An 18,236-nucleotide genomic window follows, 5' to 3' on the forward strand; every position below is an offset into this window, starting at 1 on the left:
TTACTTTATGCTGTATCGGTTTTTAAGCATATCGGCAATTGGCTCTACCAGTTTATCGATGTCACCTGCGCCAACGGTCATCAGCACGTCGATCTCGCGCTTGCTGAGCACATCCAGCAACTCGCTCTTCGTGATAAGGACTTTATTTGATGCTGTTATCTTTTCAAAGATTATCTGTGATGTAACACCTTCGATTGGCAGCTCGCGAGCTGGGTAAATGTCAAGCAGGATAACCTCGTCGAGGAGGCTAAGGCTCTGGGCAAACCCTTCGGCAAAGTCGCGAGTTCGAGTGTAAAGGTGTGGCTGAAATATGCCGCAAACTTTACGGTTTGGGAACATCGCCTTTACCGATGATATTGATGCGCGCAGCTCCTCGGGGTGATGCGCGTAGTCATCCAAAAACGTTAGCGTAGGCGTGTTGATGTAGAAGTCGAAGCGACGCTTTACCCCGCCAAACGATGCAAGGGCACGCTTAAGTGCCTCGGTATCGTCGGTTACAGTAAGCGCCAAGGCTACCGCCGCGATGGCGTTCTCTACGTTAATCCACCCGGGTACACCAAGGGTACAAGCCTCAATGCGCGTTTTGGGGGTAACGATATCGAAGGTGTAAGTACCGTTGCTGTTGCGAACGATGTTCTCCGCATGGTAATCCCCACCCTTATCAATCGAATAGCGGTAAACCGCAATCTCCTTATTCTCCAAAGGAACCTCTACACCCTGCTTTAGCACTAGGGCACCACCGGGCTTAATCTGATTGATGAAATCAGCAAATGAGCGGAGCACTGCCTCGTGCGAGCCGTAGATATCCAAATGGTCAGCATCGGTAGACGTGATAACGGCTGCATTAGGGAATAGTTGAAGGAACGAGCGATCGAATTCGTCGGCCTCGGCCACCAGCACATCGTTCTTCGATAGCAGCAAGTTGGTGCTATAGTTCTTGGCAATTCCACCAAGGAATGCGTTAACGCCACCCAAAGCCTCCACCAGCAAATGCGAAAGCAGCGTCGATGTGGTAGTTTTCCCATGCGTTCCGGCAACCCCCAGCGTCCGTTTCGATGCAGCAATAACGCCAAGAGCCACGCTACGCTTAATCACCTTAAAACCATTAGCAATAAGATAATTCAACTCGCTATGATCTGAAGGAATTGCTGGCGTATAAATTACCAGTGTATCCGCAGGATTGCTCCTAAAATCGGATGGAATTAGAGAGATGCTATCATCGTAGTGTACATCAACACCCTCGGAAGCAAGCGCACGGGTTAGCTCCGTTTCAGTACGGTCGTAGCCAGCCACCTTAAACCCTTGATGGTTAAAGTAGCGGGCAAGAGCGCTCATTCCAATGCCTCCAACACCTACCAGGTACACGTATTTGTATGATGGTATCTCCATACTACTTAATTAGCTTCAAAACTTCGTTAGCAATACGTTCGGCCGAGTTGGCAATTCCCAACTTGGCAATATTTTTAGTAAGCAGCGCGCACTTTTCGGGGTTATTCACCAGTGCCACTACCTCGTTAATTAGCTTCTCGTTACAATCGGCATCGGTAACCAGCTGCGCGGCATCTACGTTCACGAGCGCCATCGCATTCTTGGTTTGATGATCTTCCGACACGTTTGGCGATGGCACCAAGATGCAGGGTTTTGCCACGAGGCAAAGCTCCGAAATGGTTCCTGCTCCTGCACGCGATACTACTACATCGGCAGCTGCAAAGGCAAGATCCATCTTGTAGATGAAATCCATTTCTTTTACATTGGTAGCACCCGATTCTTCAACAGCCTTCTTCGAATCGCTGATGTAGAATTTCCCGGTTTGCCATAGCACCTGAAAATCTTGTTCCTTAATCTCTCCCAAATGGGCAGCAATGGTACGATTGATTGTGCGGGCACCAAGGCTACCGCCAAGAACCAATACCGTTTTCTTATTGGGGTCTAAGCCAAAGAAGGTGTACGCATCTGCACGCTTCTCGTCCAAATTCACCAAATCCTGACGAACTGGATTTCCTGTTTTTATAATAGACTGTGCCGGAAAAAACCTTTCCATACCATCGTAGGCAGTACAAATGCACTTTGCCCTTTTTGACAGAATCTTATTGGTTACACCAGCGTATGAGTTCTGCTCCTGAATAAGCGTAGGAATTCCTCGACGATTAGCCATAAAAAGCACTGGTCCACTGGCGTATCCACCAACACCAACTACAACATCCGGCTTAAATTCCTTAATCACACGACCAGCCTCACTTAAACTTTTCATCAGCTTAAATGGAACTGAAAAGTTCTTTAGCGTTAAGCTACGCTGAATTCCTGCAATTGGAAGCCCTACAATCTTGTAGCCTGCAGCAGGCACCTTCTCCATCTCCATCCTACCCTGAGCACCCACAAAAAGGATCTCAACAGTTGGGTCGATAAGTTTTAGCGCGTTGGCTATTGATATAGCTGGATAGATATGTCCACCTGTACCACCACCCGAAATGATAATTCGCTTACTCATTTACCAGTTCCTCCTTTGGTTCTTTTTCGGGCTTAGCGTCCGATTGTTCCTCTTTTTCTTTTGCTGCAGGTTTTACCTCTGCAATTTTTCGGGTTGCGCTTTGGATAAGCCCAAAGACAGCCCCTGTCATCCAAATAGAGCTCCCCCCCATACTTACGAAGGGTAGCGTTTGCCCTGTTACCGGGAATACCCCAACGGCTACTCCCATATTTATCATTGCTTGAACAACAAGCAACAGTATAAGCCCCATCGTCAGAAACGCGGGGAATGTTTTATCTGTCTTTTTGACAACAACCCCTGCTCGATATAGCAGCGCTAGGTATATCATCAGAATTATAAAACCTCCGATTAATCCATACTCCTCTATGATGATGGCATAGATGAAGTCGGAATAAGGGTGAGGCAAATAGTTACGCTGCGTGCTGTTTCCTGGACCCTTCCCAAATACGCCTCCTGTTGCCACGGCAATCTTCGACTGATCTGCTTGAAAAGTGTCATCTTTAGAAGGCTTATTCGACTTATCATCTCCCACAAAGGTGTGGTAGCGCTTCTCCCAGGTTGCAATACGATGCTTCTGAAAACCGGTAGCCTGAGCGATAAGAATAAAGCCAGCAACCAGCACGACTGCACCAACACCTGTCAGCATAATATGCTTGGTGCTTACCCGCCCAATAAACATCAGAATCACGCAAATTAGGCCAAGCATGGCGGCGGTAGAGAAGTTATTCGGTAGGATTATAAGGCATATAACACCGACAACAGCAATAATCTTCAGGTAAACCCTCAACTCCTTAATGTCGTTTTGATGCGCTGCCAACATGTGCGCCACATACATAATTAGCGCAACCTTGGCAAAGTCGGAGCTCTGGAAGGTTATCCCACCAATCGAGATCCAGCGTGCTGCATCGTTAAGGTTTGCCCCCATAGCCATGGTAACCAACAGCAACGGAATGCTAAACCACACCAGTAACTTGGATAACTTTTGGTAAAACCTTAAGTCGAGTAGATGCACAACATAGGCGATGGCAATCCCCGAGAATACGAAGAATAGCTGCTTAAGTAGGAAACGGAAAGTTTCCCCATGATACTTTGAGTACGCCAACGTTCCTGTTGCCGAGTATACCACCAGAATGGATACCACCGCGAGTACCGTTAGCATAGCCCAAATTACTGGGTCTCCCTTAAAATGTTTAAGCAGGCGATTCATCGTCTATAGGTTTCTAACTGCGTTTTTAAACTTACGTCCTCTATCCTCGTAGTTTTCGAATAGGTCGAAGCTGGCACATGCAGGGGAAAGCAGCACCACATCGCCTTCGGCTCCTAGCTTATACGATTCCAGAACGGCATCCTCGGCAGATTGGGTATCGATAATGGTAGGAACCATATCCTTAAAAGCCTCATGAATCTTAGCATTATCTACACCAAGACAAACGATAGCCTTAACTTTCTCGTTAACTAAGCTTGCCAATGTAGAGTAGTCGTTACCCTTGTCTACGCCACCAACAATCCAGATAACATTCTGGCGTCCCTTCATGCTTTCGAGAGCATACCAGGTAGAGTTGATGTTAGTTGCCTTAGAGTCGTTTATAAAGGTAATACCACGTACCCTAAGCACTGGCTCAAGACGGTGCTCAACACCCTGAAAATCGCTAAGTGACTTGCGAATTACATCGTTGCGAAGCTCCAATACGGTACCGGTAATGGCAGCCGCCATCGAGTTGTACACGTTGTGCTTACCCTTAAGCGAAAGTTCATCTACCGGCATCTCGAACTCTAAGCCCGCACACTTAACGGTGAGCGTCTCTCCATCGAGGTATGCACCTTCTTCCACCTCAAACTCTTGAGAGAAAGGAAGCAGCCTTGCCCGAAGCACGATCTTTTCGAGATTTTCCATCGTCACCTCGTCGTCGGAGCAGAAGATGAAGCAGTCGTTTTCTTTCAAATTTTGGGTAATGCGGAACTTCGAATCAACATAGTTCTGCATTTTATACTCATAACGGTCTAAATGGTCTGGAGTAATATTTAGCAGTACCGCGATATCTGCTTTGAAATCGTACATACCATCAAGTTGGAAGCTGCTTAGCTCCAAAACGTAGTAGTCGTAGTTTTCGAAAGCCACCTGATAGGCAAAGCTCTTGCCAATATTTCCACCTAATCCAACATTTAGCCCAGCCTTCTTAAGCATATGGTAGATTAAGGAGGTAGTCGTAGTTTTACCGTTGCTACCGGTAATGCAAATCGTCTTTGCATTGGTGTAGCGACCAGCAAACTCTATCTCCGAAATAATTTTCATACCCTTATCCTTGATCTTCTTAATCAAAGGAGCCTTTTCGGGGATACCAGGACTTTTGATAATCTCGGTAGCATTAAGGATAAGTTCCTCAGTATGCTGCTTTTCTTCAAAAGGGATGCTGAACTTAGTCAGCGTTTCCTTGTACGAATCCTTTAGCGCCCCTAAGTCCGATAGAAAAACGTCGAACCCTTTCTCCTTGGCAAGCACCGCAGCTCCTACACCGCTCTCGCCACCACCTAATACTACAATTCTCCCATTACCCATACTACCTAATCTTAAGCGTTACAATAGTAATTACAGCCAACATTATTGCCACAATGGTAAAACGCATTACAATTTTTGGTTCTGGATACCCCTTCTTTTGGAAGTGGTGATGCAAGGGCGCCATCAAAAAGACACGACGCCCCTCTCCAAATTTCTTTTTGGTGTACTTGAAGTACGAAACCTGTAGCATCACCGAAAGGCTCTCTACGAAGAATATCCCGCAAAGGATGGGTATTAGCAGTTCCTTTCGAATGATGATGGCAAACACAGCGATGATTCCTCCTATGGCAAGGCTTCCGGTATCGCCCATAAATACTTGGGCGGGGAAGGTGTTGTACCAAAGGAATCCGATAAGCGCACCGATAAATGCCGCAATAAAGATTACCATCTCACCAGTATTCGGGATATACATGATGTGCAGGTAATCGGCATAAATAACGTTACCCGAAAGGTACGCCAGTATCCCCAACGTTGTACCAATAACCACCGAAACGCTCGTTGCCAAACCATCGAGACCATCGGTAAGATTCGAGCCATTAGATACGGCAGTTACAATAAGGATGGTTGCCAACACAAATACGATCCATCCCCACATCTGCCTATTCTCTGTCTTAAATGGAACCAACTTCGAGTAGTCGAACTCGTTGTTTTTCACAAACGGAATGGTTGTTTTAGTAGCCTTTTCGGCAGGAGATAGGTATACCACCTTCTCGTTGGCGTTGCCTGCGCTTCCTACAATTGTCACTTGAGCATTAACCGCATCGCTACGAACCTTTTCGCGGATTACCACATCGTCGTTCACCCAAAGGGTAATCCCAACAATAAGCCCTATTCCAACTTGACCTAATATCTTAAAACGCCCCGAAAGGCCTTCCTTGTTCTTCTTAAATACCTTGATGTAGTCGTCGAGCAAACCGATGCCACCTAACCAAACGGTGGTGATCAGCATTAGCTGAACGTACACATTCTTAAGATCTCCCAATAGCAAAACAGGAATAACAATGGATGCTAAAATGATGATCCCTCCCATGGTAGGCGTACCACGCTTTTGCATTTGGCCTTCTAAGCCCAAGTCGCGAATTTCCTCGCCAATCTGCTGGCGTTGAAGCATTCGAATTATTTTCTTCCCAAAAATCAATCCAATTGTAAGCGAAAGAATAATTGCCAAAGAAGCTCTAAACGAGATGTAATGAAACATCCCTGCTCCTGGGAAATTAAGCTCGTCCAAATAGTTAAATAGGTAGTAAAGCATAGCGTTCTATGTTATTGTAGTGATTCAAAAATTTCTCTTAAAACTTCCTTATCGTCAAAATGATGCTTAACACCATTTACCTCCTGGTAGTTTTCGTGTCCCTTACCTGCTACAAGGATAATATCGTTGGCTTTAGCCAGCATGCACGCTGTTTTTATCCCTTCCTTTCGATCGACAATCGTAAGCACCTTACCCATCTGCTCGGGCTTAATGCCTTGACGCATATCGTTAAGGATATCGTTTGGATCTTCATTACGAGGATTGTCTGATGTAAGGACAACAAAATCAGCGTTGTTTACTGCAACAGAAGCCATAACCGAACGCTTGGTTTTATCGCGGTTACCGCCAGCACCTACAACCACGAGGAGACGCTGATCTTCCTTGCGCATCTTATTAATGGTAGCGATCACGTTATCCAGCGCATCGGGCGTATGGGCATAATCTACAATAGCAGTTATGCCCGATTTCGACTTAACGTACTCAAAACGTCCGCTTACAGGTCCTAGCATGCTAAGCACCCGAAGAACCTCATCCTTATTGGCCCCAAGTAGAAGCGATGTTGCATATACAGCCGTTAGGTTGTAGCCGTTAAACTCCCCAAGAAAGCGGGTCCAAACATCATCTCCGTTAATATTAAGGAGCATTCCATCGAAGTGGCTCTCTATGATTCTGCTCTTATAGTCGGCAGGGCTTTTAAGCCCGTAGGTTTTAATGTTAGCGTTGCAGTTCTGCACCATCACCATGCCGTTTTTATCGTCGACGTTGGTAAGCGCGAACGATGACTTCGACAGGTTATCAAAGAATGCCTTTTTTGCCTTAATATAGGCATCAAATGTTTTGTGGTAGTCGAGGTGATCGTGAGTGATATTCGAGAAGATGGCACCTTCGAAGTGAAGACCTTCGATACGATGCTGATCTATAGAATGCGAGCTAACCTCCATGAAGCAGTACTCGCAACCAGCCTCCACCATCTGATTCAGAAGTTTATTCAACTCTACAGCATCAGGGGTAGTATGAGTTGCATCTACCTTTTTATCATCAACATAGTTGACAACGGTAGAAAGCAGGCCAACCTTATAGCCCAGCTCGCGAAACATCCGGTAAAGAAGGGTTACGGTAGTTGTTTTCCCGTTGGTTCCGGTTATCCCAACCAATCTCAACTTCTTCGATGGATTGTCGTAGAAGTTTGCTGCAATACGACCACAGGCAACCAACGAATCGGGAACAACCACAAAGGTTACTCCTTCGGGCTGTACCTCGGGTAGCTTCTCGCATACAACTATTTTAGTCCCCTTCGCAATTGCATCGGGTATATACTTGTGACCATCGACCTGTGTTCCGCTTATAGCAATGAAGAGCTGCCCTGAAACAACATTTCGAGAATCGAATCCAACACAAGGAACATCAAGAGCCGTGCTCCCAATAACCTGAACTATCTCTACACCACTAAGAACGTGCTCTAATTTATTCATGGCATCTTACATTGACATTTCTAAATAAACTTTTTGGCCACGGGTTATCGACTGTCCTGCGGCAATCGACTGTTTTTTAACTTGCCCTCTACCCTTAAATACGACTTTAAGGCCTGCATTCTCAAGAAGGAACAAGGCATCCTTAATGCCCATGTTGGCTACATTAGGCATTATATTCTTTGCAATGCTGCGCTTCGACAGTACTAGTTCGGAGAAGTTTGTGCTATCAATAGCAGCGTAGCCTTTTTCCTGCTCCTCCTTTAACCGGTAAGGTATTTTAAGGCCATCAAAAACAGCGGTCAAACTCTTTATATCGCCCGATTTTGAGCGGGGCAAATCTACGAATTTACCATTAGGTTCTAAAGGCTTATGCCAGGTTAAGCTGGTGGAATACACCTTGTCGGCAATCTCCTTAAACACAGGACCTGCCACCAATGCTGCGTAGTAAACATCGTTCGAGGGAGCGTTAATTACCACGATACAGCTGTACTTCGGGTTGTTTGCCGGAAAGTATCCTACAAACGAAGCTTGGTAAACCCTTCTTCCTTCGGAACCATATCCGCGCGAACCCTGGGCTATTTGAGCGGTTCCAGTTTTTCCTGCAATCTTATAGTTCGGATTACGAAGATTAGTTGCAGTTCCAGAATCGACAACACCCTGAAGCACCTGTCGCACCTTTTCGAGCGTACCCTTTGATGCAATGGAAGGAACAATAACTTCTGGAGGAAACGACCTCACGACATTGCCATGCAACCTAAGCTCCTTTACCAACTTTGGACGTACCATTCTACCGTTGTTGGCAATGGCATTATAAAAAGTTAGCATTTGGAGCGGAGTAAGCTTAACCTCGTAGCCCATAGACATCATAGAAAGCGATAAACCCGACCAATACCTATCCGTCGGATACTTTATGTTTGGCTTAACCTCACCCTTAATATCAAACCCTACCTTTTCGTCGAGTTTCATATTGTAGAGGCGGTCGATAAAGGCAGCCTCGCGCCCCTTATAGCACTTGTTGATAAGCTTAACCACGCCAACGTTAGACGAAACCTCGAATACTCGCTGTGCCGTAATCACGCCATAACCTCCATCGTGTTTCGAGTCCTTTATTCGCTTATTATAGATATAGTATTCGCCATCTTCTTCGGCATCGACCTTCTCGTCGAGAGAAATAAGCCCATCCTCTAGCATGCAGATCAGCGAAGGTATTTTAAAGGTCGATCCAGGCTCTACCGACTCTCCAACAGCATAGTTGTAGTTCTCGGAGTAGCTGCCATCTGCATTCCGTTTTAGGTTTGCAATGGCGCGAATCTCACCCGTAGCAACTTCCATCAAAACAGCCGTACCATGATCGGCGGCATTTTCCTCTAACGAACGGTAGAGAGCACTCTGCGCAACATCCTGCAAGTTTATGTCGAGCGTAGATACTACGTCAAGGCCATCCTTTGGTTCAATCTCAACACCACCACTTAATGGAATCCAAGTACTACCAGCCACTCGTTGCGCCATAGCAACACCTTCGGTACCCTTCAAATCTTTATTAAACGAGTATTCTATACCAACGCCATAACCTTCTGCGTTTATTGCTCCAATCGTTCGAGCCGCCAGAACCCCATTTGGCTTTAGACGTCGACCTACTTGAACTAGAATTAATCCGCTCTTATTCCGTCCCAAGTTGAATAGAGGAAAAGATTTAATCTGCTTCATCTCAAGGTAGTTTACCCTTCGAGGAACAACAGCAAAGTACCTTTTGCCCTGCCGACGAGCCTTCACCAGCATTCGACGGTAAGCGCTTGCAGGCTTATCCTTAAATAGGTTAGACAAGCTTCTAGAGAGCGAATCAACCTTTTCGTTAAAGACCGAATCAACCAAGCCGGTTGCGTTGAGGTCCATACGCACTTCGTAGTAAGGTATAGAGGTGGCAAGTATCCGCCCATCGACAGCAAGGACATCGCCTCTGTTGGATTCGATGCTGATTCGCTTATAGGTAACCTCGTTCGCCTCTTCCCTCCACTTGGAGCCTTGAAAGAACTGAAGCCGGATGGCTTGTCCAAGGATAATCAACCCAAGCAGAAGGAGACCAAGGTAAACAACACCTATTCTCCACATTATGTCTTTCTTAACCGACATTCTATATCGACCTTACTTATTTTCAATAATTTTTGGTGGAGTGGTCGATTCTTCGAGCTCCATTCCACGTTCTTTTACAAGATTCACCACCTCCGACTGACGGCTAATGCGCATCAGCTCGGCTGCGGTGGTTATCGACTCCGACCTAAGATTCTTCAACTCCTCCTGAAGCTTCTGCTCCTCTATGGCAATTTTTTCGTTCTTATACCTATTAGTAATATAAAGGATTGCCAAAAAAACGAGCAGTATAATATAGGGTACATGCTTCACAAGGTATCCGCGCACGAGCACATTCCCGGATATCACATCCTTTACCGGACTCATCCGCTTTGATGGACCCGACTTCGGCTGCTTGATGTCGGTAAACTCAGGAGCCTCATCCTTTTTGCCGCCAACCTTATCTAAAACTTCTTCCATGACTATCTCTTTTCTGCAATCCGTAACTTTGCACTCCGCGAGCGGTTATTCTCTTCCAGCTCCTTTGCGCTTGGAACAATTGCCTTTCGGTTTACCAGCGTAAACGGTGTATTAGCATTTCCGTAAAAGTCCTTCTCAACCTTACCCTCAAAGTTTCCGCTCTTCATAAAGTTCTTAACCAATCGATCCTCCAACGAGTGGTAGGTAATTACGCTTAGGCGTCCGCCTGGTTTCAGCACCTTAAGCGACTGCTCCAGCATCTGCTTCAACGCCTCCATTTCGCGGTTTACCTCTATGCGCAATGCCTGAAACACCTTTGCCAAAAACTTATGCTGCGCATTTGCTGGAATATGAGGCTGAAGCGCCTCTACCAACTCCTGCACGGTTTCTATGGGCTTCTCCTCTCTTTTTTTGATAATAGCCTTAACGAGCACCTTAGGGTTATCCACCTCGCCATACACGCGGAATATCTCCATCATCTTAGATGGGTCGTAGGTATTTACCACATGAGCCGCATCGAACTTCGAGAGCGTATTCATGCGCATATCGAGCGGCCCCTCGAAGCGAAAAGAGAAACCGCGCTGCTCATCATCGAAGTGGTGCGACGATACGCCAAGATCGGCAAGAATACCATCAACCTGCTCGTAGCCGTTAAGGCGAAGGAAGCTGCGTAGGTAGCGGAAGTTACCGTGCACAAACACCAGCCTATCGTTAGCAGGAATATTTGCCTGCGCCTCCAAATCCTGATCGAACGCAATCAGCTTACCACCGTCGAGCTGTTCGAGAATATAGCGCGAATGGCCACCTCCGCCAAAAGTTACGTCAACGTACACCCCGTTGGGGTTGATATTTAGCCCTTCTACGCTTTCGTGAAGCATTACGGGAATATGGTACTCGCTCATAGCTCTTCTATTTCGCCCCCAAGAAACTTTTCGGCTCCTGCCGCAAGCATCTCCTGAGACATATTGGTGGTTTGATACTTATCCTTATCCCAAATTTCAATCTTATCGCCAATGCCAATAAACACCAGCTCCTTAACCAAACCCGCCATTTCGACAAGTCGCTTAGGAATCAGCATTCGCCCGTTGGAATCGAGCTCTACTTCGGCTGCCGACCTGTAAAACTCCCTCAAAAACTGGTTTTGCTCCTTAACGTAGGGATTAATCTTTTTACGAATAAGCGCCAGCTGACGTTCCCACTCCTCCATAGGGTAAAGCACAATGCAATCCTCGAAGATATCCTTCTTCAGGATAACGCGGTCGAGCGAGCCTTTCCACTGCTTGCGAAATGCGGCAGGAAAGAGCACGCGCCCCTTGTCGTCGAGTTTGCAACTGTAATCTCCTACAAAAGAGTTCATTAATTTGAGGTTTTTCCAATGGTAAAATTACTACATTTTCACGCAACAACACCCACTTTTTCCCACTTTTTCCCACCCGGTTGGCTATTTTTATGTTAAAAGAAACTCCAATCCTTAAAAAATATTCATCCAAAGAGGCTAACATTGGGTACATTGCCTCAGATTTTTATGCGAAATCGATATTTTTCTTACATTTGCCAACTAGCAAAAAAAACAAGTTTAACCGTGGAAGACCATACGGACTATTACATAGACGTAGATAAAGTTATAGCCAACAAAAATCCAAGGCTAAAAAAGTTCCTACCAAAATTCATCATCAGCTACCTTAAGCGCATCGTTCATCAGGATGAGATAAACGGCGTGCTACGGAGGCATGGCCATAAGCAAGGGCTCGAATTCGTAAACTCGGCACTAAAGGACTTAGGGATAACCTACCGGGTGTACGGCGTAGAAAACCTAAAGCTGGAGGGCCGCTACCTCTTTGCCTCGAACCATCCTCTTGGAGGTCTCGATGGGCTTATCATGATGAGCGAAATGGGGCGCCACTACGACAACATCAAGTTTGTGGTAAACGACCTGCTGATGAACGTTAAGCAGCTCGAGCCGCTGTTTATCCCCGTCAACAAGTTTGGACGGCAATCGACCGACTACGCCGCAAAGATTGAGGCTGCCTACGCATCGGATGCGCAGGTGCTCTACTTCCCTGCCGGGCTTTGCTCCCGCAAAGTCAAAGGGGAAATTGTGGATCTGGAGTGGCACAAGAACTTCATCCAAAAGGCCGTTAAGCACCAGCGCGATGTGGTGCCCGTTTTCTTCTCGGGCCGCAACTCCGAGTTCTTCTACAACCTATCCAACTTCCGCTCGAAGCTGGGGATAAAGGCAAACCTAGAGTTCATCTACCTTGTCGACGAGATGTTCCGCCAAAAGAGCAAGAAGATCGACATTATTATAGGCGAGCCAATCCCCTTCCAAACGTTCGACAAGAGCCGAACGCTCAACGAGTGGGCGCTGTTTGTTCGTAACAAATCGTACGAGCTAGCCGAGGAGCTAGACTTTTAAAATAGAGCACTAATTAAATAGTCATGGAACCAATTATTCAACCGGTTGATAAAAAGCTTATCAAAAAAGAGTTGACCAAGGATAAGTTTCTCCGCCACACCAACAACGGCGGAAACAAGCTGTACATTGTAGACCACCACGACTCGCCCAACATCATGCGCGAGATTGGCCGTTTGCGCGAGCTGGCCTTCCGTGCGGCTGGCGGCGGTACCGGCAAGAGCATCGACATCGACGATTTCGACATCGACCCGGTACACCCCTACAAGCAGCTCATCGTTTGGGACCCCAGCGAGGAGGAAATTCTGGGCGGCTACCGCTACATCGTGTGCGACGACCTCGAGGTGAAGCACCTGGCCACCTCGGAGCTGTTCAACTTCTCGGAGAAGTTCCAAAAGGAGTACCTGGGCAACATGATTGAGCTTGGACGCTCGTTCGTGCAGCCCAACTACCAGAGCACCCGCCTGCGCAGCAAGGGCATCTACGCCCTCGACAACCTGTGGGACGGTCTTGGCGCGCTGGTGGTGGAGCACCCCGACCATAAGTACTTCTTCGGGAAGGTAACCATGTACACCTCGTACAACGTGGAGGCGCGCAACATGATCCTCTACTTCCTGAGAAAGTACTTCCCCGACAACGACAACCTGGTTACCCCTATCGAGCCGCTCCCGCTAGAGCTGGATCAGGAGGTGCTTGACGCCCTGTTTGAGGGTAAACCCTACGAGGAGGGCTACAAGATCCTTCAGAAGAGAATCCGCGAGCTGGGCGAGAACATTCCGCCGCTCATCAACTCGTACATGAACCTTTCGCCCTCGATGAAGGTGTTCGGGACGGCCATCAACCACGAGTTTGGCGGAGTTGAGGAGACGGGAATCCTGATTACCGTGGGCGACATCTACCTCCGAAAGGTGGAGCGCCACATCAAGTCGTTTATACCGCGGTTTATCCGCCGAAAGATACGCAAGTAGCAAAAGGAGCCCACGAGGCTCCTTTTTTTATTCTGCTCAACGGCCTACTGATACAAAAGGCCCCACCTTACGGCAGGGCCCACCCAAAACTTAACTATAAACTAAAAACTAAAAAGAAACCCCGCCAAGCGCGGCTATTTTTTATCGTCGGGAGTGGTGCGAAGCAGCGGGTTGATGGCTGTATCCAGCCGTTCCTGTAGCTTCTTCTCGAACAGCTTATACTCTTCCGTTTTTTTGGTGACCACCATGCCATGAACGAACTCGAAGTAGTCGCGTAGGGCTTGTTCCAAATCGCGACGCAGGGCTGTTGCCGACTGCACCTCGCGGATAGCCACCAAATCGTTTCCGCGCTCGATGATCTTTGCCTCAAACTCCTCGTTCGCGGCCTCAAGGGCATCAATCCAAGGTTTGAGGTTGAGCAGGGTTACATCGTCCTTAAGGCTGGCATCGCGCAGCTCGGCAATCATCTTGCGGAGGTGCTTGCTCTCGTCGGCGTAGGCCTCCGACTCCACGTTGGGGTAGCGCTCAATAATATCGTATACACGTCGTGCTGGCGCATGCATGGTCTCGATGGGCGATTCGAGCAGCGAAAGTACGTACTCGTCCATGCGCCGGCTGATGCCGTCGCGCTTCTTATCCAGGGCCACCATGTCGTTAGTAAGCTTGCTGTAGAGCCTTTTGCTGAGACCTTCGGTGTAGCGTTTCGATTTCTCCTCGAGGTTGGTAAAAGCCGAATCGGTTATAACATCCTGTAGATTCGACTCCTTTGTGGTTGTGATAACTCTATCGGTTACGCCACCTAGCGAGGCAACCGGAATTTTAGAGAGCTTGCTTGTGCTTGCCATACCTGTTTGGTTTTAATTAGTACCTATTTTTACAGTAAAACTCATCTTACTTTTCTAGCATGGTTAAAGCCTAAACCGCACACTACCTTAAAACATCTTGCTGCATGAAACCAGCAGCCAACGAATAAGATTCTCCTCCACCAATTTCCCGCAGAACTGCGGGAAGCTCAAATGCCCATTTTGAGGTTACTTCCACTCTGCGGGAAGCCCAAAACGCGAAAATGGGAAACTTCCAAGTTGCGGGAAGCCCAATTTTTCTATTTTGGGGTTGCCGCCAAAGTGCGGGAGGCTCAAAATGAGATTTTGGGGTTACTTCCAACCTGCGGGAAGCTCAAAATGGCGTTTTGAGGTTACCGCAACTTTGCGGTAAATCCAAAAAGCAAGGAAAACCCCAAAATCATCGGTATCCTACACCAATGGAGCTTTAACCAATCGCTAATCAAAGATCGCCGAACTCAAAATTAGCAGCATTAGGCATTCGTTAGCTATATTTTTGTGAATTTTTTTCGAAAAGTTTTCAACATGTCGGGCAGAATGCGCTGAGGGGCAGATTTTGCCCCCACCAAAGCCAGCGATACGCCCCAGTTTTGTGGGCTTGCACAAAGGTTTTGATAACTGAATGGATAAGTAGCCGATTCCAGAGCAGGGGCAGGTTCTACCCCACCGCCGTTAGATGCTATAATTGGAGGGCGGCAAACTCCATTTTTCATTTCTTTTGAGGGATCAAAAGAAACGAAACAAAGAAAAATCCTGCACGAAATAACTCGTTCGGTCGCTGCTTAGCGCTATTCCTATATTGTTCGTTCCTGATTGTTGGTGTTTTTTCGGCTAGTTAATCTTGTAGATGCTCCGCTCTCCCGCAGAGCGGGATGTACCAACTCGAACAGATTTCGTGCCAGTCTGGTATGCCCCGTTTCCGGGATGTTCCAGCTTCTCCATGGTGTTTACGGAATAGCCTTACGACTCTTTTTACCAATCCATGCCGGCTATTCGTTATACATCAATTTTACTCTCCGATTTTATCCTTCTATAAATAGTCATTACGGCTATAGACCCTAGCCCACCGCCGCCACCACGTCCTTAACCAGCAGCCCCAGCTTTAGGGCGTTGCTCGAGCGGGGCGAGTAGCCGAGCACCACAATGGCCAGCTGGCGCGATGGGATAATTACGACGTACTGCCCATCGTGCCCCTCGCACGAGAAGAAGTCGCCGGGCAGCTCCGGGGCACTCTTAGGCCCCTTCCGCCAGAAGGATGCGCCGTAAGCGCCATCGCTTGCCGGGGTTGGCGTTCGGGTGTAGCTTACCCAGCCCTTGGGCAGAATGCGCTGGCCGTTGAATACGCCATCCTGCAGGTAGAGCAGCGCAAAGCGGGCGTAGTCGCGCGCCGTGGCGTAGATGTACGACGAGCCTGCGGGAATCCCGCTGGCATCCGGCTCGAGGATGGCATCCTGAAGCCCAATGCGGTTGAGCAGCTTACCGTATATAAAGGCGTAGAAGGCGGAGTCGCTTTTAAAGTGCTGCCGTGCCCAGTAGCATACAATGTTGGAGCTGCCCGAGGAGTAGGTCCAGCGCGAACCTACGGGGTGCTCCAGCGGCTTGCCGATGGCGTATTGGCCAAAGCTGCCGCTGCAGTACAGCATTTGGGTAACGTCGGAGCGCGAGCCATAGCCCTCGTTCCACTGAAGGCCGCTCTGCATCCGCAACAGGTCGTTCGGCGTTATCCGGCTGCGCCCGTCGTGCTGCCACTCCGCAATGCCCGTTGGCTGGTAGATGTCGGCCATGCCGTTGGCCACCATCACCCCAACAATGGCGCTGGCCACGCTCTTGCCCATCGACCAGCCCAGAAGACGGCTCTTGCTGCTGAAGCCGCTACGGTAGGCCTCCTCTACCGGAACGCCGTTATGCAGCACCACAAAGGCAAAGGGATGCCCACCATACTTGCTCCCCCCAACCAGCTCGCGCGATACGGCCTTCAGCTTTTTATTTGGGCTGATGGCCACCGAGTCGGGCAGCACGTTGCCCAACGGCCAGCGCACCGTGTCGGGGTTGTAGCCGATGGCGTTGGTAAAGGCAAACCTACGGATGGAGGCCAAATCGGCATCGCGAACCAAGGTGCTCCCTACCCCACGCCGAAAAACGGCCGTAGACTTTCCCCACAGGAAGCGGCTGGTAACCGTGGAATCCTTGTAGCTAACCGTGTTGACGGCGTACTTAACCGGGAAGAAGCTCAGGTCTAACACCTCAACATCCTGCTGCGCTCGGTTCGAAATAAATACCGACGAGCAAAGATGCTTGGCGCTGTAGCCGGTAACTATTGGAATTATGGAATTCAGAAAAGATATACCCCAAAATAGCGCTACCAGCACTACGGCGAGGATACCAACAATTAGAGTCCGCTTTGTACGCGCTGCGAGTGGCATAACCGTATAGTTTTTATAGATGTAGGAACTGCAGCTACAAGTATAGGCAAAAAAAGCGAGGCATCGATCCTGTGCAACCGATGCCCCGCCTTTAATGTCCTAATATAAAAGTATAACGCCTATACCAGCATAGCAATCCTAGTACACCTTGCCATCGCTGAATATCTTGGCGGCTGCTTTTCCATCCTTGTCGAGCAGCGTTGCCTGGTACATGTCGGTAGTAGCTTCCAGCAGCAGCGTATAGGGTACGCCGTTTACCGCGATGCTCTTCTTAAAGCCAAGCTCCTTGAGCTCCTTGGCGTAGCGACCGTTCTTTCCGGCATACTCCTGCTGACGGTAGAATAGCGCCCAAAGCGCGCTCTTGGCCTGCTCTGTCTGTGGTATCTCTAAAGGCTTAACCCCATCCAAGGTGGCGGAGCTGGCGAAAGAGAGGTACCCCCAGCGCTCGGGGTAGTGCATGTTGATAACCCCTTGTGGCGACCATACCCAGTTGTTCTCGGGCTTTCCCTTTCCGGTTGATGGATCAATTTCCTTAACGTACTTGCCGTTCTCAACCTTGGTGTCCCACTCCACGCGCGAGAAGTTGATACGCCAAGGCTTTTGCAGCGATGGCGTTTTAAACTCGAACGCCATTGCCTTAAACGGGATAGCAATTTCGACCGTCCACTTGCGATCGACATCGTTGGGGTTGTTCACCGTGCCGTCGATGCTGATGCCCTGCCTAAGCCCTTCAAAGTTCCAGCTAAGAATAGGCGGTGCTCCAACCCGGTACGTTTTTACCAGAAAAAGATCGAAGATGGTTCCTAGCGCGTTCACCTCGTACTCGTAGTAGTTGTGGTTATCGCCATCAGGATCGATGAATATTTCGAAGTCGTTGTCGTAGAAAACAACCTGATCGTGCTCCTTAAGGTTGGCCCAAATATGCGGATCTTCCAGCTCGGCCGCAAAGTAGATGTACTGATCGTCCCACGCCATCTTAACCCGAGTGCCGTAGCGCGGGGTTGGCCTTCGATCGCCCTCTATATCCACAAATTTATCGGTCCATGGGGCGTTGGCCCATGTTTTCTCGTCGAACTTACCGTCTAACGTAATAGGATCGCTCGCCTTAACGGCCGTATAGCTTTTAGGCGTAGCCAAAAGATGCTCAATGCCCTGAGTGGGGACGCCAACCATAGAAGGTTGTGCGTTGGCATTGCCCATCGACCCTAGAATAGCCAATGCTGCTAGTAGCGTTTGGACTTTCGTCATAAATAATAGTAGTGTAGTTAATTCGA

The 18,236-nt window shown here is 48.3% G+C and carries 15 protein-coding genes; 2 read left to right on the forward strand and 13 right to left on the reverse strand.

What is annotated here, in order from left to right:
* Genes murC through mraZ form a run of 10 tightly spaced genes read right to left on the reverse strand, consistent with a single transcriptional unit; the run spans nucleotide 1 to nucleotide 11,673 of the window.
* Nucleotides 1-1,389, reverse strand: a complete 1,389-nt coding sequence (gene murC / locus CLV25_RS13570; RefSeq protein ID WP_131840207.1) for a UDP-N-acetylmuramate--L-alanine ligase — start codon at nucleotides 1,387-1,389, stop codon at nucleotides 1-3.
* 1 nt (nucleotide 1,390) lies between these two features.
* Nucleotides 1,391-2,488, reverse strand: a complete 1,098-nt coding sequence (gene murG, locus CLV25_RS13575; RefSeq protein ID WP_131840208.1) for an undecaprenyldiphospho-muramoylpentapeptide beta-N-acetylglucosaminyltransferase — start codon at nucleotides 2,486-2,488, stop codon at nucleotides 1,391-1,393.
* On the reverse strand, nucleotides 2,481-3,695 hold the full coding sequence (locus CLV25_RS13580; protein ID WP_131840209.1) for an FtsW/RodA/SpoVE family cell cycle protein: 1,215 nt from the start codon (nucleotides 3,693-3,695) through the stop codon (nucleotides 2,481-2,483). The genes murG and CLV25_RS13580 overlap by 8 nt, the downstream gene beginning before the upstream one ends.
* Nucleotides 3,696-3,698: 3 nt before the next feature.
* The gene (gene murD, locus CLV25_RS13585; protein WP_131840210.1) at nucleotides 3,699-5,045 is read right to left on the reverse strand and encodes a UDP-N-acetylmuramoyl-L-alanine--D-glutamate ligase; all 1,347 of its coding nucleotides are present in this window, start codon (nucleotides 5,043-5,045) and stop codon (nucleotides 3,699-3,701) included.
* Between the two features lies 1 nt (nucleotide 5,046).
* Complete coding sequence (gene mraY, locus CLV25_RS13590; RefSeq protein WP_131840211.1) at nucleotides 5,047-6,297, reverse strand: phospho-N-acetylmuramoyl-pentapeptide-transferase; 1,251 nt, start codon at nucleotides 6,295-6,297, stop codon at nucleotides 5,047-5,049.
* A gap of 11 nt (nucleotides 6,298-6,308) precedes the next feature.
* Nucleotides 6,309-7,769 (reverse strand): UDP-N-acetylmuramoyl-L-alanyl-D-glutamate--2,6-diaminopimelate ligase, encoded by a 1,461-nt coding sequence (locus CLV25_RS13595; protein WP_131840212.1) that lies wholly within the window; start codon nucleotides 7,767-7,769, stop codon nucleotides 6,309-6,311.
* 6 nt (nucleotides 7,770-7,775) lie between these two features.
* The gene (locus CLV25_RS13600; protein WP_131840213.1) at nucleotides 7,776-9,899 is read right to left on the reverse strand and encodes a penicillin-binding protein; all 2,124 of its coding nucleotides are present in this window, start codon (nucleotides 9,897-9,899) and stop codon (nucleotides 7,776-7,778) included.
* A gap of 12 nt (nucleotides 9,900-9,911) precedes the next feature.
* Entirely contained in the window at nucleotides 9,912-10,316 is a 405-nt protein-coding gene (locus CLV25_RS13605) for an FtsL-like putative cell division protein (protein ID WP_131840214.1), read from the reverse strand.
* Between the two features lie 2 nt (nucleotides 10,317-10,318).
* Nucleotides 10,319-11,218, reverse strand: coding sequence for a 16S rRNA (cytosine(1402)-N(4))-methyltransferase RsmH (gene rsmH, locus CLV25_RS13610; protein WP_131840215.1), 900 nt, complete (start codon nucleotides 11,216-11,218; stop codon nucleotides 10,319-10,321).
* Entirely contained in the window at nucleotides 11,215-11,673 is a 459-nt protein-coding gene (mraZ, locus tag CLV25_RS13615) for a division/cell wall cluster transcriptional repressor MraZ (protein WP_131840216.1), read from the reverse strand. Before mraZ ends, rsmH begins: the two co-directional genes overlap by 4 nt.
* Before the next feature lie 225 nt (nucleotides 11,674-11,898).
* On the opposite strand from mraZ, the gene CLV25_RS13620 reads away from it, so the two are divergent.
* Nucleotides 11,899-12,732 (forward strand): 1-acyl-sn-glycerol-3-phosphate acyltransferase, encoded by an 834-nt coding sequence (locus tag CLV25_RS13620; protein WP_207895681.1) that lies wholly within the window; start codon nucleotides 11,899-11,901, stop codon nucleotides 12,730-12,732.
* Between the two features lie 23 nt (nucleotides 12,733-12,755).
* Complete coding sequence (locus CLV25_RS13625) at nucleotides 12,756-13,697, forward strand: GNAT family N-acetyltransferase (protein WP_131840218.1); 942 nt, start codon at nucleotides 12,756-12,758, stop codon at nucleotides 13,695-13,697.
* 134 nt (nucleotides 13,698-13,831) lie between these two features.
* On the opposite strand, the gene CLV25_RS13630 is transcribed toward CLV25_RS13625, so the two are convergent.
* The 3 genes from CLV25_RS13630 to CLV25_RS13640 form a co-directional block, all read right to left on the reverse strand.
* On the reverse strand, nucleotides 13,832-14,542 hold the full coding sequence (locus tag CLV25_RS13630) for a DUF6261 family protein (RefSeq protein WP_131840219.1): 711 nt from the start codon (nucleotides 14,540-14,542) through the stop codon (nucleotides 13,832-13,834).
* A 1,055-nt stretch (nucleotides 14,543-15,597) separates the two neighbouring features.
* On the reverse strand, nucleotides 15,598-16,962 hold the full coding sequence (locus tag CLV25_RS13635) for a serine hydrolase domain-containing protein (RefSeq protein ID WP_131840220.1): 1,365 nt from the start codon (nucleotides 16,960-16,962) through the stop codon (nucleotides 15,598-15,600).
* 138 nt (nucleotides 16,963-17,100) lie between these two features.
* Nucleotides 17,101-18,210, reverse strand: coding sequence for a carbohydrate-binding family 9-like protein (locus tag CLV25_RS13640; RefSeq protein WP_131840221.1), 1,110 nt, complete (start codon nucleotides 18,208-18,210; stop codon nucleotides 17,101-17,103).
* Nucleotides 18,211-18,236 lie beyond the last annotated feature (26 nt).

Source organism: Acetobacteroides hydrogenigenes, from assembly GCF_004340205.1.
Taxonomy (GTDB): domain Bacteria; phylum Bacteroidota; class Bacteroidia; order Bacteroidales; family ZOR0009; genus Acetobacteroides; species Acetobacteroides hydrogenigenes.

Coding starts and splice junctions, on each gene's coding strand:
- mraZ (WP_131840216.1), bottom strand. CDS start 11,673: ATGAACTCTTTTGTAGGAGATTACAGTTGCAAACTCGACGACAAGGGG.
- rsmH (WP_131840215.1), bottom strand. CDS start 11,218: ATGAGCGAGTACCATATTCCCGTAATGCTTCACGAAAGCGTAGAAGGG.
- CLV25_RS13580 (WP_131840209.1), bottom strand. CDS start 3,695: ATGAATCGCCTGCTTAAACATTTTAAGGGAGACCCAGTAATTTGGGCT.
- CLV25_RS13600 (WP_131840213.1), bottom strand. CDS start 9,899: ATGTCGGTTAAGAAAGACATAATGTGGAGAATAGGTGTTGTTTACCTT.
- CLV25_RS13630 (WP_131840219.1), bottom strand. CDS start 14,542: ATGGCAAGCACAAGCAAGCTCTCTAAAATTCCGGTTGCCTCGCTAGGT.
- murC (WP_131840207.1), bottom strand. CDS start 1,389: ATGGAGATACCATCATACAAATACGTGTACCTGGTAGGTGTTGGAGGC.
- murG (WP_131840208.1), bottom strand. CDS start 2,488: ATGAGTAAGCGAATTATCATTTCGGGTGGTGGTACAGGTGGACATATC.
- CLV25_RS13605 (WP_131840214.1), bottom strand. CDS start 10,316: ATGGAAGAAGTTTTAGATAAGGTTGGCGGCAAAAAGGATGAGGCTCCT.
- mraY (WP_131840211.1), bottom strand. CDS start 6,297: ATGCTTTACTACCTATTTAACTATTTGGACGAGCTTAATTTCCCAGGA.
- CLV25_RS13595 (WP_131840212.1), bottom strand. CDS start 7,769: ATGAATAAATTAGAGCACGTTCTTAGTGGTGTAGAGATAGTTCAGGTT.
- CLV25_RS13625 (WP_131840218.1), top strand. CDS start 12,756: ATGGAACCAATTATTCAACCGGTTGATAAAAAGCTTATCAAAAAAGAG.
- CLV25_RS13640 (WP_131840221.1), bottom strand. CDS start 18,210: ATGACGAAAGTCCAAACGCTACTAGCAGCATTGGCTATTCTAGGGTCG.
- murD (WP_131840210.1), bottom strand. CDS start 5,045: ATGGGTAATGGGAGAATTGTAGTATTAGGTGGTGGCGAGAGCGGTGTA.
- CLV25_RS13635 (WP_131840220.1), bottom strand. CDS start 16,962: ATGCCACTCGCAGCGCGTACAAAGCGGACTCTAATTGTTGGTATCCTC.